Origin of the sequence: Cellulosimicrobium sp. NPDC057127, assembly GCF_042670945.1 — a bacterium.
In the GTDB taxonomy this organism is placed as follows: Bacteria; Actinomycetota; Actinomycetes; order Actinomycetales; family Cellulomonadaceae; genus Cellulosimicrobium.
Genome location: NZ_JBHUUP010000005.1, coordinates 186,323 through 201,747, shown reverse-complemented (window position 1 = coordinate 201,747; position 15,425 = coordinate 186,323). Strand labels below are relative to the sequence as shown.

General features: G+C 76.4%; 16 protein-coding genes and 1 riboswitch. Of the genes, 7 read left to right on the top strand and 9 right to left on the bottom strand.

What is annotated here, in order from left to right:
* Positions 1–58 precede the first annotated feature (58 nt).
* Together ACFTZA_RS07170 and ACFTZA_RS07165 are read right to left on the bottom strand one after the other, a co-directional pair.
* Positions 59–676, bottom strand: coding sequence for a LuxR C-terminal-related transcriptional regulator (locus ACFTZA_RS07170; protein ID WP_378192370.1), 618 nt, complete (start codon positions 674–676; stop codon positions 59–61).
* 80 nt (positions 677–756) lie between these two features.
* Positions 757–2,160 carry a PspC domain-containing protein gene (locus ACFTZA_RS07165; RefSeq protein ID WP_378192260.1) on the bottom strand — a complete coding sequence of 468 codons (1,404 nt, stop codon included), beginning with the start codon at positions 2,158–2,160 and terminating at the stop codon, positions 757–759.
* Positions 2,161–2,295: 135 nt separating this feature from the next.
* On the opposite strand from ACFTZA_RS07165, the gene ACFTZA_RS07160 reads away from it, so the two are divergent.
* Positions 2,296–3,861 carry a PspC domain-containing protein gene (locus ACFTZA_RS07160; protein ID WP_378192258.1) on the top strand — a complete coding sequence of 522 codons (1,566 nt, stop codon included), beginning with the start codon at positions 2,296–2,298 and terminating at the stop codon, positions 3,859–3,861.
* Complete coding sequence (locus ACFTZA_RS07155; RefSeq protein ID WP_378192256.1) at positions 3,858–4,274, top strand: hypothetical protein; 417 nt, start codon at positions 3,858–3,860, stop codon at positions 4,272–4,274. The genes ACFTZA_RS07160 and ACFTZA_RS07155 overlap by 4 nt, the downstream gene beginning before the upstream one ends.
* A gap of 140 nt (positions 4,275–4,414) precedes the next feature.
* On the opposite strand, the gene ACFTZA_RS07150 is transcribed toward ACFTZA_RS07155, so the two are convergent.
* Positions 4,415–5,224 carry a hypothetical protein gene (locus tag ACFTZA_RS07150; protein WP_378192254.1) on the bottom strand — a complete coding sequence of 270 codons (810 nt, stop codon included), beginning with the start codon at positions 5,222–5,224 and terminating at the stop codon, positions 4,415–4,417.
* A gap of 216 nt (positions 5,225–5,440) precedes the next feature.
* Here ACFTZA_RS07150 and ACFTZA_RS07145 point away from each other — a divergent pair, with 216 nt between their 5' ends.
* Both ACFTZA_RS07145 and ACFTZA_RS07140 read left to right on the top strand, forming a co-directional pair.
* On the top strand, positions 5,441–6,583 hold the full coding sequence (locus ACFTZA_RS07145) for a glycosyltransferase family 4 protein (protein WP_378192252.1): 1,143 nt from the start codon (positions 5,441–5,443) through the stop codon (positions 6,581–6,583).
* Between the two features lie 131 nt (positions 6,584–6,714).
* Positions 6,715–7,095 carry a VOC family protein gene (locus ACFTZA_RS07140; RefSeq protein WP_378192250.1) on the top strand — a complete coding sequence of 127 codons (381 nt, stop codon included), beginning with the start codon at positions 6,715–6,717 and terminating at the stop codon, positions 7,093–7,095.
* Positions 7,096–7,139: 44 nt separating this feature from the next.
* On the opposite strand, the gene guaA is transcribed toward ACFTZA_RS07140, so the two are convergent.
* The 4 genes from guaA to thiE form a co-directional block, all read right to left on the bottom strand.
* Positions 7,140–8,741, bottom strand: coding sequence for a glutamine-hydrolyzing GMP synthase (guaA, locus tag ACFTZA_RS07135; protein ID WP_378192368.1), 1,602 nt, complete (start codon positions 8,739–8,741; stop codon positions 7,140–7,142).
* 70 nt (positions 8,742–8,811) lie between these two features.
* Complete coding sequence (locus ACFTZA_RS07130; RefSeq protein ID WP_378192248.1) at positions 8,812–9,456, bottom strand: OmpA family protein; 645 nt, start codon at positions 9,454–9,456, stop codon at positions 8,812–8,814.
* A 5-nt stretch (positions 9,457–9,461) separates the two neighbouring features.
* Complete coding sequence (locus ACFTZA_RS07125; RefSeq protein ID WP_378192246.1) at positions 9,462–10,118, bottom strand: hypothetical protein; 657 nt, start codon at positions 10,116–10,118, stop codon at positions 9,462–9,464.
* Between the two features lie 149 nt (positions 10,119–10,267).
* Entirely contained in the window at positions 10,268–11,011 is a 744-nt protein-coding gene (thiE, locus tag ACFTZA_RS07120) for a thiamine phosphate synthase (protein ID WP_378192244.1), read from the bottom strand.
* Positions 11,012–11,054: 43 nt separating this feature from the next.
* Positions 11,055–11,157: riboswitch (TPP riboswitch) on the top strand.
* Between thiE and thiO the strand changes: the two genes are divergently transcribed.
* From thiO to ACFTZA_RS07105, 3 genes are all read left to right on the top strand, one after another.
* The gene (gene thiO / locus ACFTZA_RS07115) at positions 11,147–12,466 is read left to right on the top strand and encodes a glycine oxidase ThiO (protein ID WP_378192242.1); all 1,320 of its coding nucleotides are present in this window, start codon (positions 11,147–11,149) and stop codon (positions 12,464–12,466) included. It overlaps the preceding riboswitch by 11 nt.
* Positions 12,467–12,471: 5 nt before the next feature.
* Positions 12,472–12,708 carry a sulfur carrier protein ThiS gene (gene thiS / locus ACFTZA_RS07110; protein ID WP_378192240.1) on the top strand — a complete coding sequence of 79 codons (237 nt, stop codon included), beginning with the start codon at positions 12,472–12,474 and terminating at the stop codon, positions 12,706–12,708.
* Between the two features lie 80 nt (positions 12,709–12,788).
* On the top strand, positions 12,789–13,532 hold the full coding sequence (locus tag ACFTZA_RS07105) for a thiazole synthase (RefSeq protein ID WP_378192366.1): 744 nt from the start codon (positions 12,789–12,791) through the stop codon (positions 13,530–13,532).
* 66 nt (positions 13,533–13,598) lie between these two features.
* On the opposite strand, the gene ACFTZA_RS07100 is transcribed toward ACFTZA_RS07105, so the two are convergent.
* Complete coding sequence (locus tag ACFTZA_RS07100; RefSeq protein WP_378192237.1) at positions 13,599–14,945, bottom strand: ThiF family adenylyltransferase; 1,347 nt, start codon at positions 14,943–14,945, stop codon at positions 13,599–13,601.
* Positions 14,942–15,367, bottom strand: a complete 426-nt coding sequence (locus tag ACFTZA_RS07095; protein WP_378192235.1) for a DUF3817 domain-containing protein — start codon at positions 15,365–15,367, stop codon at positions 14,942–14,944. Before ACFTZA_RS07095 ends, ACFTZA_RS07100 begins: the two co-directional genes overlap by 4 nt.
* Positions 15,368–15,425: the final 58 nt, after the last annotated feature.

Here is a 15,425-nt window from a genome sequence, read left to right as displayed (position 1 = left end):
GGAGAAGACGTCGCCGATCAGTCCGTCGGCACCGCATCTTCTCGCAGCTCGGCGACGGTCAGAGCAGGCGGCGCTGCGCCGCCCAGCGCGTGAGCTCGTGCCTCGAGGAGAGCTGGAGCTTGCGGAGCACCGCGGAGACGTGGGTCTCGACCGTCTTGATGGAGATGAACAGCTCGGACGCGACCTCCCGGTAGGTGTACCCGCGGGCGATGAGCCGCATGACCTCCTGCTCGCGCGCGGAGAGCCGGTCGAGCTCGTCGTCGCGCACGGCGACGTCGCCGGCGCCCGTGCCGAACGCGTCGAGCACGAACCCCGCGAGCCGCGGGGAGAACACGGCGTCGCCGCCAGCGACCTGACCCACGGCCGCGGAGAGGTCCGGGCCGGAGATCGCCTTCGTCACGTAGCCGCGCGCCCCGGCGCGGATGACGGCGACGACGTCCTCCGCGGCGTCGGACACCGACAGCGCGAGGAACCGCACGTCGCCGAGCACGTCCGCGCACCGCTGGATCACCTCGGCCCCACCGCCGCCGTTCCCGCCGGGCAGGTGCACGTCCAGCAGCACGACGGGCGGCCGCAGCGCGTGCACGCGCTCCACGGCCGAGTCCACCGAGTCCGCCTCGCCCACGACCTGCACGAGCGCGGGGTCGAGGCTCGCGCGCACGCCGGCGCGGAACATGTGGTGGTCGTCGACGAGCACGACCGGCACGGGAGCGCCGGCGGCCGCGGTGCCGCCCGTGGAGGGGCTGGGGATCGTCGTCACGTCGTCTCCTGTGTCTCGCCCGCCGGGGGCTCGGCCGGCGCGGTGCGGTCGCCGTCCCGGGGCACGCGCAACCGTACTTCGGTGCCCCAGCCCGGTCGACTGATGATCTCGGCCTTCCCGGCGCGGCGCTGCACGCGCCCGAGGATCGACTCGCGCACGCCGAACCGGTCGGGCGCGACGTCCTCCATGCGGAAGCCGTCGCCGCGGTCGCGCACGAACACCTCCGCGGCGTCGGCGCTCACCTCGAGGTACACCGAGTAGGGCGGGCGGCCGTGCGCCACGGCGTTCACGAGCGCCTCGCGCGTCGCCTGGAGCAGCGCCGCGGTCTCCGGGGTCGGCGCGCAGTCGCCCACCACGACGACGTCGACGACGACGGGCCCGGGCTCGCCCTCCTCCGTGCCGCCGACCGAGCCGAGGGCCTGCGGACGCCGCCCGACGCGACCGTCCTCGACCTCGGCGACGAGCCCGCGCAGCTCGGCCGCGAGCGAGGTGCCGGGCGACGGGCGGTCGTCGTAGAGCCACTCGCGCAGCTCACGCTCCTGGGCGCGGGCGAGCCGCGCCACCGTGTCGGCGTCGGACGCGCGCGCCCGGATCAGCGCGAGGGTCTGCAGCACGGAGTCGTGCAGGTGCGCCGCGATGTCCGCGCGCTCCGCCTCCCGCGCACGGGCGGCCCGCTCGTCGCCGAGCTCGCGCACGAGCCGCAGCCACCACGGCGCGAGCACGATCGCCGCGCCGGCGAGCACCGCGAGGGAGGCGACGGTCGCGCCGATCATCGTCGCCGTCGTCGTGCCCTGGCCCACGAGCAGCACGATGCCGACCAGCACGAGCACCAGCCCGCCCGCGACACGGACCACGCCGCCGGGCGTGCGCCCCCCGGCGCGGCTGAGCCAGCGGCCGCGCTGCGCGGCGTCGAGCTGGCTCCACGCCAGCGCCGTGCCCGCGAGCGCGATGAGCACCGGGATCACCCACGACACCTCGACGTCGACCCCGGCACGCAGGGCGACGAGCGCGGCGGCGCCGCTGAGCAGGACGACGCCGATCGCGACGTCGCGCACGGGCAGCTTGGTCACCCGGCCCTGCAGCCTCGGGGCGAGTCGGGACAGGGACGCCGGCCGCTCCTCCTCGAGCGCGGCCTGCGGGTCGCCCGTGGGGACGGTGACCCACCAGAACACGTACAGCGCGACGCCGGCGCCGCCGGCGAGCGCCAGGAACGCGACGACGAGGCGCACGGCACCGACCGGCACGCCGAGGTGCGCCGCCAGCCCGGCGCAGACGCCGCCGACCCACCGGCCGCGCTCGGGCCGGCGCAGGGGCAGGCCGCGGGGGCCCGGCGTGGTGCGCGCAGGTGCCGCGGGCCCGTCGGGTGCGGGGCTCGCGGGCGGGGTCGCCTCGGACGTCACCCCCCGATCGTCACACGACGACGCTCCCCTGAGAGCCGTCCGCGGCCTTTCCCAGGGTCGTGGTGCGGCGGATTCAGGGTGCGGTCAGGGGGGAACCCGATACCTCGGGACGCCCCCGGGGACCAGCATGGAGGCATGAGCACACCGCACCTTCCTCCCGAGTCCCCCGGAGGGCCGGCAGGGCCGGACGAGCCGGCCTCCGCCGGCGCTCCCCCGCACGCGCCGGCGCCCGAGACCGGGCCGCGCCCGTCCGGCACCGACGGCTTCTTCGACGCCGTGCGCCGCGCCGGCGTCTCCCGCTCCGACGAGCGCTGGATCGGCGGTGTCGCCGCCGGGGTCGCCGAGCGGTTCGGCATCGACCCGCTCGTCGTGCGCGGCATCCTGTTCGTCACGTTCTTCCTGTCCGGCGCGGGCCTCGTCCTGTACGGGGCCGCGTGGGCGCTGCTGCCCGAGCGACGCGACGGACGCATCCACCTGCAGGAGGCGTTCCGCGGGAACTTCGACGTCGCCATGCTGGGGGCGATCGCCATGGTGGTCGTCGGCCTCAGCTGGGGCGGCGGCTGGTGGTCCTGGTGGGACTACATGAACCTGGGGTGGCTGAACGGCCTGTTCTGGGTCGCGGCGATCGTCACGGTCGCGATCGTGACGGTGTCGGTGCTGAACCAGCGCGGCCCGCGGCCGGGCGCCCCTGCGTCCGGTGCACAGGCCCCAGGTGGGCCCGACGCGCCGTGGGGCTCGCCGGCCCCGAGGACGACCGCCCCGGCGTCGGCGGCGTACCCGGCCACGCACGAGTCGGCGGGCCCGGTGCCGGCCACGACGACGCCCCCGGTCGGGACGGCCTCCGTCGCGACGCCGCCCGCCGCGCCGTACGACGCGCAGGACGGGCCACAGCCGTACGGAGCGCAGCAGTACGGGGCGCAGCAGTACGGGGCGCAGCAGTACGGACCGCAGTACGGCGCCCCCGCGGGGACGACGCCGCCGACGCCACCCCGTCCGCCGAAGGCACCACGTCCGCCCAAGCCGCCGCGCCCCCGCGGCCCGGGGTCCGCGACGGTCGGCGTCGTCGTGGGACTGAGCCTCCTGCTCGGCGCGCTGCTGCTCGTCGTCGACCGCGCCGGGGACCTGGCGTGGCCGGTGTTCCTCACCTGGGCCGGCGCGTCCGTGGTGCTCGCAGGTCTCGCGATCGTGGTCAGCGGTCTGCGCGGCCGCACGAGCGGCGGCCTGGGCTGGCTGGCCGTGCTCGCGCTCGTGGTCGCCGTGCCCGCCGCGTCCTGGGACGGCGACCGCCCCGACTTCGTGCTCGACGACACCACCCGCACCGTCTCCGACGGCACGTACCGCGTGACGGACCCGGACGTCGCGAGCGAGGGCTTCGGCGTGCGGTGGGGCGACCCGACGATCGACCTGTCCGGCCTGGACCTCTCCGGCGTCACGGACGGCGACCCCGTGGAGGTCCCCGTCCAGCTCGGCGCGGGCGACGTGACGATCGTGGTCCCCGACGGCGTCCCGGTCCGCGCGGACGTCCAGGTCTGGGCGGGCAGCGCGCGCTGGCAGGTCGACGGCGAGCGCCGCGAGGTCAGCGGCGTCAGCTCGCGACCCGTGACCTTCACCAACGAGGAGGCCGACACCGGCGAGGACCCGCAGCTCGTGCTGCTGGTCGACGTCGGAGCCGGCCAGGCGACCATCGAGGAGGACCGATGAGCCAGGACGACCGTCGCGAGCCGCGCGACACCGATGAGACGCTCGAGCTCGGGACGGCCGCGACGGCCGGCCCGTCCGGGGACACCGCCCACGACGGGACCGAGCACCGGGCCGACGACCGGGCCGGCCACCCGGCGGACGACCGGACCGGTGGCCTAGCCGCCGACCAGGTGGGATCGGGGTACGCCACCGCCGCGGGTCCGGTCGAGGCGCCGCGTCCGCCGCGCGGTCCGCGCGTCGGAACGGTCGTGTGGGGCTTCCTCGTCGTCGCGTGCGGCGCGGCGGTGCTGGCCAGCGCGCTCGGCGCCCAGGTGGACCTGGGTCTCGCCGCGATCGTCGTGCTCGCCGTGGCCGGCGTGACGCTCGTCGTCGGGTCGGTCGCCGTGGGCGCGCGGCGGCGCAGCCGCGGCTGACCGCTGCGCACGACAGGAGGAGGGGCCGTGACGCCAGGCGTCACGGCCCCTCGGTCCGTCCGGGGCGCGGTCCGCGCACTCCCCCCGGTGCAGCTCGGCGGGAGCGGGTCTCCGCGCCCGGACGGACGGCCCTCGAGCCGTCAGGTGCGCGTCTCGCCGCGCCGGTCCGGCTCGTCCGGGCCAGCGGTCGACGGCGGTGCGGCCTCCGGCGACGCGCCCGGTGACGTCGGCGCACCACCGGGGTGCCCGACGGCAGGTGCCGCGGTGCTCTCCGGGCCCGGCCCCGTCGCCGTCGCCCACGTCGCGGTCGAGCCGGTCGCCGTCGGTCCCGCCGCACGGGCCTGCGCCGCCGGGGTGGTCGACGTGCGGTCCGGCCCGTCGGGTCGCGGCGCAGGTTCCGGCCGGACCGGCGGTGCTGCCGGCGACGGCCCGTGCGGCGCACCGGGCGCCGTGTGCCGTCCACCCTCCGACAGGTCGCCCGACGACGTGTACGCCGCCGGGGTCTCGACCGAGACGCTGGGCCCGCCGGCGAGCTTGCGCAGCGCGAGGCCGACGAGGACGAACAGGATCCCGAGCCCGACCACGAGCGCCGACACCCCGAACGCGACCACCGAGGTGTACAGCGACGCCCGCAGGAACGACGCGTTCATGACCGTCTCGCGCGTCGGGTCGTCCTGGTCCAGCTCGGCGTAGGTCTGCCCGCCGCTCGCCTCCAGGGCGTGCTGGTCGATGACGTCGGCCTGGGCGTAGGCGGTGAGCGGACCGTTGACGTGGCGGCCGGCGAGGAAGGACGCGTCGTCGGAGACGGTGATCTGCTCGGACGACAGCTCGTTCGCGACGACGATCCACGTGGCGACGCCCGCGAGGACGAGGACGATGCCGGCGATGATGGAGAAGAGGCCGATGCCCCGGACCCCACGAGCCGGTGAGACGGTGACGGTGCTCGACATGGTGCGCTCCCCTTCGACAAGACCTTCCCGGTCCGTCCGCGACACCGCGCCACCGTGGCGACACCACCGCGAGACGGTCGAACCACCCATCCGGGGCCACCGTAGCGAGCCGAGCCGCGTCGCGCCCGGCGAGCGCGCGGCGTGGCGCCCATGACACGGGTGCCCGGCACCGTCGGGGATTCGGGACCCACGACGCCCGGGTGGGAGGATGCGCGCGTGCGCATCGTCCACGTCACCGACTGCTACCTCCCTCTCCTCGGAGGCATCGAGACCCAGGTGGCGCGGCTCGCGCAGCAGCAGGCCGCGGCCGGGCACGACGTCGCGGTGGTGTGCACGACGCCGGCCCGCCCCGGCGCGCACGGGGTCACCGTCGAGCGCGTCGACGAGGTGACGGTCCACCGCCTGGCGGCGCGCGTCCCCGGCGGCTACCCGGTGCACCCGCGGGCACCGCACCACGTGGCGCGCGTGCTGGAGTCGGCGCGGCCCGACGTCGTGCACCTGCACATGGGCGTGCTCACCCCGTCCACGCAGGCGTCGCTGCGCACCGTCGTGCGCGCCGGCCTGCCGGCGGTCCTCACCGTGCACTCCGTGTGGGGGTCGGCGCAGCGGTGGTTCTCGGCGCTCGACCGCATCGTGGGCTGGTCGCGCTGGCCGGTGCTGTGGTCGGCGGTGAGCGAGCTGACGGCCGCGCCCCTGCGGCGCATCGTGGGCGACCGCGGCGAGGTCGCCGTGCTGCACAACGGGCTCGACCTCGACGCGTGGCGCGTGCCGCGCACCGAGCGCGCGGACCGCATGGAGGTCTCGGCGGTGCACGTCGTCGCCGCGACGCGGTTCGCGCCCCGCAAGCGGGTGCTGCCGCTGCTCGAGGTCCTGCGCGACGCCGCAGGTCGCGTGCCCGCCGGTGCGCTCCACGCGACGGTCGCGGGCGACGGGCCCGAGCTCGCGGCCGCGCACCGGTTCGTCGCCGAGCACGGCCTGCGCGACGTCGTGTCGCTGCCGGGCCGCCTCACCGCGACGGAGCTCAAGCGCCTGTACGCGCGCGCGGACGTGTTCGCCGCGCCCGCGGTCGAGGAGGCGTTCGGCATCGCCGCGCTCGAGGGGCAGGCCGCGGGACTGGTCGTGCTGACCCGCTCGCAGTCGGGCGTCGCGGAGCGCCTCACGGACGGCGTCGACGCGCTCCTCGCGGACGACGATCCCGGTCTCACCGACGCGCTCGTGCGGCTCGCCACCGAGGACGGCCTGCTCGAGCGGATGGTCGCGCACAACCGCGAGGTCCCGCCCGCGGCCGGTTGGCCGACCGTCCTCGCCGAGGTGGAGTCCGCCTACGCGCGTGCCGCCGCACGTCGGCGTCTCGCCTGAGCCGAGACCGAAAACCCTCGGCGCGCTCGCACCGTCACGGGTACGGTCGCGGGTGTTCCCTGCTGCACGGGACGGCGTCGCCCGCACGCCGGGTGACCGGGTCGTCCCAGCCGACCGAGAGGAGACGGACGATGGCGTGCCGGATCAGCGAGCTCGTGCTCGGATGCCGCGACCCCGAGGCGCTGGCGCGCTTCTGGTGCGCTGTGCTCGACTTCGTGGTGCTCGACCGCGAGGACGACGGCACGCTCGAGATCGGGCCTCGCGACGGGTTCGGCGGCGCGCAGCCGACGATCATCCTCAGCCGCCGGGACGAGCCGGAGCCGGGCACGTCGCGGCTGCACGTCGACGTGAACCCCACCGACCGCGACCAGGACGCCGAGCTCGAACGCCTCCTGGCGCTCGGCGCTCGACCCGCCGACATCGGGCAGACCGGCCAGGAGCAGTGGCACGTCCTCGCCGACCCCGAGGGCAACGAGTTCTGCCTGCTGAAGGCACGGCTCGCCCCGCTCTGACGACGCGCGGAGCGGTCACTCCCCCGCGGACGTGAGCCCGGCCGTCACTCCCACTCGATGGTGCCCGGGGGCTTGCTCGTCACGTCGAGCACGACCCGGTTGACCTCCGGCACCTCGTTGGTGATGCGCGTCGAGATGAGGGACAGCACGTCGTAGGGCAGGCGCGTCCAGTCGGCCGTCATGGCGTCCTCGGACGACACGGGCCGCAGCACGACCGGGTGGCCGTACGTGCGGCCGTCGCCCTGCACGCCCACCGAGCGCACGTCGGCGAGGAGCACGACCGGGCACTGCCAGATCTCGCGGTCGAGACCGGCCCTGGTGAGCTCCTCGCGCGCGATCGCGTCGGCGGCACGCAGGGTGTCGAGGCGGTCCGCGGTGACCTCGCCGACGATGCGGATGCCGAGGCCCGGGCCGGGGAACGGCTGGCGCCACACGATGGCCTCGGGCACGCCGAGCTCGAGCCCGACGGCGCGGACCTCGTCCTTGAACAGCGTGCGCAGCGGCTCGACGAGCGAGAACTGCAGGTCGTCGGGCAGTCCGCCGACGTTGTGGTGGCTCTTGATGTTCGCGGCGCCCTCGCCGCCGCCGGACTCGACGACGTCCGGGTACAGCGTGCCCTGGACGAGGAACTTGACCTCCTGGCCGTGCTCGCCGGCGTCCGCGACGATGTCGCGCGCCGCGTCCTCGAACACGCGGATGAACTCGCGCCCGATGATCTTGCGCTTGGTCTCGGGGTCGCTGTGCCCGGCGAGCGCCGTGAGGAACCGCTGCTTCTCGTCGCGCACGACGAGGTTCACGCCCGTCGCCGCGACGAAGTCGCGCTCCACCTGCTCCGCCTCGCCCGCCCGCAGCAGGCCGTGGTCGACGAACACGCACGTGAGCTGGTCACCGACGGCCTCCTGCACGAGCGCGGCCGCGACGGACGAGTCGACGCCACCCGACAGCCCGCAGATGACGCGTGCGTCGCCGACCTGCGCGCGGATGGCCGCGACCTGGTCCGCGATGACGTTGCCGGCGGTCCAGTCCGGCCGCAGCCCCGCGCCGTCGTACAGGAAGCGCTCCAGCACGGCCTGGCCGTGCGCCGAGTGCTTGACCTCGGGGTGCCACTGCACGCCGAACAGGCGCCGCGCACGGTCCTCGAACGCCGCGACGGGCGAGCCCGACGAGGTCGCCAGGACCTCGAAGCCGTCCGGTGCGCGGTGGACGGAGTCGCCGTGGCTCATCCACGTCGTCTGGTTCTCGGGGGTGTCGGCGAGCAGCACGCCCGCCTCGCGGACCGACACCTCCGTGCCGCCGTACTCGCGCAGCCCCGTCTGCGCGACGTCGCCGCCGAGCGCCTTCGCCATCGCCTGGAAGCCGTAGCAGATGCCGAGCACCGGCACCCCGGCGTCGAACAGCGCCGGGTCGACGAACGGCGCCCCCGTCGCGTACACCGACGACGGCCCGCCCGAGAGGATGATGGCGGCCGGGTCCTTGGCGACCATCTGCTCGACCGTGGCCGTGTGCGGCACGATCTCGGAGTAGACGTTCGCCTCACGGACGCGGCGCGCGATGAGCTGCGCGTACTGCGCGCCGAAGTCGACGACGAGCACCGGGCGGGGCGTCGAGACGGGCGTGGTCGCGTCGGTCGGCGGGGCGGGGGGCACGTCGGGCGCGGAGGTCACCGGACGATTCTAGGCGCCTCGCGCCGTGCCCGGGCACGGCGCGAGGCCCTGGTCAGCCGGCGGCGAACGACAGCTCCACGCGCCGGTTGAGCGCGCGACCGGCAGGGTTGTCCTCGCCGTCGAGCGTGTTCTCGGCGACCGGCACGCGGCTGCCGTGACCGGTCACGGTGAGCGCGAGGTCCGGCCGCTCGGCGCGCAGGACGCTCGCGACCGCCTCGGCCCGCTGGAGCGAGAGCTCGTCGTTGCGGGCGTCCGTGCCCAGCGCGTCGGTGTGCCCGTCGACCGCGACGGCGGCGCTCCGCGGGATCTGCTCGATGAGCTCCGTGAGCGCGTCGGCCGCCTCCGCGGAGAGCTCGGCGGAGTCGAACGCGAACATGAGGTCGGCGGTGAGGACGACGGTCGTCGTCTCGTCCTCCTCGCGCGTCGTCTCGAGGCGCGTCGTGGCGTCCTGCACGTCGAGGGGGAACGTGGCGTCCGCCGGGTGCAGGTCGAGGACGGCGTCCGCCCGCATCGCCTCGGTGACGTCGGCGGCCTCGATGCGCTCGCGGTCCTCGGCGAGGTGCTCGACGACGTCCTCGGGCAGGGCGGTGCCCGCGCCGTCGTCCGTGGTGCCGGACGACGCGACCGCGGGTGCGGGCACCAGGAGCGCGCCCGCCAGCGCCGCGACGAGCACCGCGTGCCGCGGTGCGTCGCGCACGCCCGTCACGCCGCGTCGTCGAGGTACGTGACCTCGACGGCGGTGAACGCGGGCAGCCCCTCGGCCGGGAGCACGTCCAGGGTCTCGACGCGCTCCTCGGGCGCCGGGAGGACGGCGTAGGCCTCGACGGTGCCGTGGTTCGGGAAGTCGAAGAAGACGTTCTCGAGCGGCGACACCAGCATGGTCGCCTGGCAGCGGGACTGCGCCGACCCGCGCTCGGCGACGCTCTCGGTGTCCGGCTGCCACGCGCCCTCGGTGCACAGCGGCCGGTAGGCGACGAGGTTCGCCGGGTCGGTGACCGTCACGACCGGCTCCACGCCCATGTCGTAGTAGCTGATGCTCGCGTCGCCGGCGGCTCCGTCGTCGTCCCAGCGCAGCGCCCAGCGCAGCGTCATCGTGCCGCCCTGGACCGCGAGCTCGCGGATCGTCACGGTGAGCGTGCCGGCGTCCCCCTCGCCGGGCGCGTCGACCGTCTGCTCCGCCATCACGCCGTCCGCGACGCGGGCCGTGCCGACCCCGTCGACCGCCGCGGTGCTCTCCTCGGCCGCCGGGGCGCCCGACGAGGGTGCGGTCTCGTCCGCGCCGCGCACGAGGCTGCAGCCCGAGACGGTGAGGGCGAGGACTGCGGCGACGGCGACGGCCGCCGGACGCGTGCTGGGCATGGTTCTCCTGTCCTGGGGCTCGAGATGGCTCGAGGTCGGCTCGGGGATCGGCGCGCGGCGACGGCGGCACGCGACCGCCGCGAGCATCGCACACGGCCCGCGGCGGCCAGAAGCGCGGACGATGGGGAGGACTCCCCGCGGCCGCGACTTCACCCGCTCACCGGCTCCTGCGCCGCGCTGACCGGTCCCGACGCACCTCGGCCGAGCCGGTCGCGCAGCTCGCGCGCAGCCCGCTCGGGGTCGGCCGCCTGCGTGATCGCCCGGACGACGACGACGCGCGTCGCCCCGGCGTCGAGCACCGCGTCGAGGCGCCCGGCGTCGATCCCGCCGATGGCGAACCAGGGCGTGCTCGGCGCGCCGGCGGCGACCTCGCGCAGGAGGTCCAGCCCGACGGCGGCGCGCCCCGGCTTCGTCGGCGTCGCCCACAGCGGCCCGACGCAGAAGTAGTCGACGTCCGGGTCCGCCTCGGCCGCAGCGGCCTGCTCCGCCGAGTGCGTCGAGCGCCCGAGCACGGGTGCCGCGCCGAGCAGCGTGCGGACCGCGGGGACCGGCAGGTCGCCCTGGCCCATGTGCACGACGGGCGCACCCGTCAGCCCTGCGACGTCGGCCCGGTCGTTGACCGCCCACAGTGCACCGTGCTCGGCCGCGACGCGCGCAACCGTCTCCTGGAGCTCGAGCTCGCGCGCGACGTCGAGCGTCTTGTCGCGCAGCTGGACGACGTCGACGCCGCCCGCGAGCGCCGCGTGGAGGAAGTCCTCGAGGTCGCCACGCTCCTCGCGCGCGTCGGTGCACAGGTAGAGGCGGGCGTCGGCGAGCCGGGCACGTGCGGCGGTCGCGGTGGCCGTGGCGGGCGCGGACGCGGGCGCCGCGACGCCCGTGGTGGGGGTGCTCACCCGACGGAGTGTAGGACCGCACCTCCGGCGGGCCAGGTACGGTGTCCGTGAGCACGGGAGCCCCGCACGGGGCTGAGAGGGCGCAGGAGCCGACCGTCGAACCTGATCTGGGTCATGCCAGCGAAGGGAGCGCACATGCACCGGCACGTCCGTCCGTCCTCCGGCGACCCCGCACGCGACGTCGTCGTCGTGGGCGGCGGGATCGTGGGGCTCGCCGTCGCGTGGCACGCCGCAGCGGCCGGCCTCACCGTGGTCGTCCTCGACCCGGCGCCGGGCGACGGCGCCGCGCACGCCGCGGCCGGGATGCTCGCACCCGTGACGGAGGCGGACTTCGGCGAGGAGGAGGCGCTGCGTCTGCACCTCGCGGGCGCCGCCCGCTGGCCGGGGTTCGCCGCGGCGCTCCAGGACGCGACCGGAGCGGACGTCGGCCTCCGCGACGCCGGGACGCTGACGGTCGCCTACGACACCGACGACCTCGCGGTGCTGCGCCGCGTGCTCCGCCTCCACGCCGAGCACGGCCTCGGCTCGCACGAGCTGACGACCGCCGACGCCCGTCGGTGCGAGCCGCTCCTCGGGCCGCGCCTCGCCGGCGCCGCCTGGGCGCCGGGCGACCACGCCGTCGACCCGCGCGCGACGTGCGCCGCGCTCCGCCGCGCCGTCGAGCGGTCCCCGGGGTGCGCCGTCGTGCCGCGTGCCGTCGTGGGGCTCGAGCGCGACGCGAGCGGTCGCGTGACCGGCGCGCGGGACGGGTCCGGCCGGGTCCACCGCGCGGGCGCCGTCGTGGTGGCCGCGGGCTGGGAGTCCGGCGCGCTGGTCGCCGAGGTGCCCGAGGTGCGCGTACCGACGCGGCCGGTGAAGGGCCAGACGCTGCGGCTCGACGCCGGGCCGGACCTCGGGCTCGAGCACGTCGTGCGGGGGCTCGTGCAGGGCCGCCCCGTGTACGTCGTGCCGCGCGACCCGGTGCCCGACGGCGCGCGCGCAGGGCACCGCGAGATCGTCGTCGGGGCGACGTCCGAGGAGAACCCCGACGACCGGCGCGCGACGGCCGGCGGCGTCTTCGCCCTCCTGCGCGACGCCCGCGCCCTCGTCCCCGGGCTCGACGAGGCGGCCCTCGTCGACGTCACGCCGCGCGCCCGGCCGGCGACGCCGGACAACCTCCCGCTGGTCGGCGCCACGGACGTCGCGGGGTTGCACGTCGCGACCGGGCACGGGCGCAACGGCGTCCTGCTCGCACCCGTCACGGCCGACGCGGTGGTCGCCGGGCTCACGGGCACGACGCTGCCCGACGACGTCGCCGCCGCGCTCGTCCCCGCGCGTCCGGACCGCTTCGGGCCGCGCGCCCTGCCCCCAGCCGCCGAACCCCGGGTCGCGCGCCACGACGGGCCGCATCTGGCGCACAACCCGGGGTTCGGGCCGCGCGCGGCGACCTCCACGACCCCTGCCACCCCGAGGTGAGACCCATGACCGAGACCGCTCCCCCGACCGTGCTCGTCAACGGCGCGCCGTACCCGCTCGACGGCCGGGTCGGCGTCGAGGCGCTCGTCGCCGCGCTCGCACCCGCCTACGTCGCCGACGGCGCACCGCAGGGCGTCGCCGTCGCGATCAACGACGCCGTCGTGCCGCGCGGCACGTGGTCGAGCACGGTCGTCGCGCCGGGCGACCGCGTCGAGATCGTCACCGCCGTCCAGGGAGGCTGAGACCCGTGACCACGACCAGCACCACGGACGGCGCCGACCCGCTCGTCGTCGCCGGCACGACGATCGGCTCGCGCCTCGTCATGGGGACGGGCGGTGCCGCGAACCTGCTCACGCTCGAGGACGCACTCGTCGCCTCGGGCACCGCGCTGACGACCGTCGCGATGCGCCGCGTCGCGGTGCGGCCGGGCGGTGCGGGCTCGACGGATGCCGGCATCTGGGGCCTGCTCCACCGGCTCGGCATCCGCGCGCTGCCCAACACCGCCGGCTGCTTCTCGGTGCGCGAGGCCGTGCTCACCGCGCAGCTCGCGCGCGAGGCGTGCGGCACCGAGTGGGTCAAGCTCGAGGTGATCGCCGACGACGTCACGCTCCTGCCCGACCCGATCGGCCTCGTCGAGGCGGCCGAGCAGCTCGTCCGCGACGGGTTCGTCGTGCTGCCGTACACGAACGACGACCCGATCCTCGCGCGCCGGCTCGAGGACGTCGGGTGCGCCGCCGTCATGCCGCTGGGCGCGCCGATCGGGACGGGTCTCGGCATCCTCAACCCGCGCAACGTCGAGGCGATCGCCGGCGCGGCGCGCGTCCCGGTGATCCTCGACGCCGGGATCGGGACGGCGTCGGACGCGGCGCTCGCCATGGAGCTCGGCTGCGACGGCGTGCTGCTCGCCACGGCCGTCACCCGGGCCGCCGACCCGGTCCGCATGGCGCACGCGATGCGCCTCGCCGTCGAGTCCGGGCGCCTGGCGGCCGGCGCGGGCCGGATCCCCCGGCGCGAGGGCGCGCTCGCGAGCTCGTCGCCGCAGGGTCGCCTCGACCTCGCCCTGTGACGCTCGCGAGATAGAGGGTTCTTCCCGAGGTAGAGGGGAATCTCCCTCTACCTCGCCGGAAACCCTCTACCTCGGCGCGGGCGGTGCGGCCGCGAGCTCGGCGAGGAGCGCCGGCACACCGCCGACGACCGAGCGGGCGTCCACGCCCGCCGCGCGCGCGACGTCGGCCACGCGCGCCGAGCGGGCGCCGACCGCGCACACGACGAGCACGGGCCGGTCGTCCGGCAGCGCGGCGACGGCGGCGCGGGCGGCGTCGTCCGGGCCCCCGGGGACACCGCCGAGGAACGAGCCGCTCGGGACGAGCGTCGCGCCGGGCACCGGTCGCACCTGCGCCTCCCAGTCCTCGCGCACGTCGAGCAGGTACGGGGCGGGCCGGGCCGCGTCCGCGGTCACGAGCAGCTCCGCGGCCTCGCGCGCGCTCACCTCCGACGACGTCGCCGCAGCGTCCCCCGGACCGCCCTGCACGGCCGCGCCCGCGAGCGCCGGGACCGCAGGGGCGAGGCCGCAGAAGGCCGCGTACGCGTCGTCGCCCGCGAGCAGCTTCGTCACCGGCTCGCGGGTGGGGTCGGGGCCGACGGCGAGCTCGCGCCACGCGAGGTCGAGCGCGTCGTAGACGGCGAGGCGGCCGAGCAGCGTCGTCCCCGACCCGGTGACGAGCTTGAGCGCCTCCGTCGCCATGACCGAGCCGAGGGTGCCGCACATCGCGCCGAGGACGCCGCCGGTCGCGCAGTCGGGCGCCGCACCCGGGGGCGGCGGCACCGGGAAGACGTCGCGGTACGTCACCCCGCGCGACGGCGCGCCGGAACCGTGGTCCGTGACGTCGGCGGCGCCATCCGTGGCGTACCGCGGACGCCCCCAGAACACGCTCACCTGGCCCTGGAAGCGGTAGATCGAGCCCCACACCACCGGGATGCCGAGGACCTCCGCGGCGTCCGAGACGAGGTAGCGCGTGGGGAAGTTGTCGGCGCCGTCGAGGACGACGTCGTAGCCGCGCAGCACGTCGAGCGCGTTGCTCGCGTCGAGGCGCACGGGGTGCGCGACGACGCGCACGTGCGGGTTGACGTCGGCGATCGTGTCGCGTGCCGAGTCGACCTTGCGGCGGCCGACGTCGGCGTCGCCGTGGATCACCTGGCGCTGGAGGTTGGAGGTGTCGACCGCGTCGTCGTCGACGATGCCGATCGTGCCGACGCCCGCCGCGGCCAGGTAGAGCAGGGCCGGGCTGCCGAGGCCGCCCGCGCCGACGACGAGCACGCGCGCCGCCGCGAGACGACGCTGCCCGTCGGGCCCGACGCCCGGCAGCGACAGGTGCCGGGCGTACCGCTCGAGCTCCTCGGTCGTGAGCTCGCGGCCCGGCGCGACTAGCGGCGCGAGGCGCGGCACCGCGGGCAGGTCGGGGGCGTCAGCACGCCTCACGACGCGTACCGCTCCTCCAGCACCGCGAGCTTGGACTCCGCCTCGGCGTGCACCTTCTTCTCGAGGACGAACGACATGACGGGCACGACGCCGGCGAACACCATCGTCGCCAGGCGGCCCCAGCCCCACCGCATCTTGGCCCAGAGGTCCAGCACGGTGACGAGGTAGACGACGTAGATCCACCCGTGCGCGAACGGCACCCACTCGACGTAGCGCACGAACGGCTCGACGTCCGCGAACGCCCCGATCCCGTACTTGACGAGCATCTCGACGCACAGCACGAGCAGCATCACGCCCGTGACGATCGCGAGGACCCGGTAGCGCGCGAGCGCGCCGCGCGCCTTGCGGATGGCCGTCCGCGCGGCGTCCTCGGCCGTGGGGGCCGCCGCGACGCGGTCGGTGGTCGGTTCGGGGCTGGTCATGGCTGCTGTGTTCCTCACTCCGGGCTCGCGCCGGCGCCGGCGGGCGGGGCCGACGACG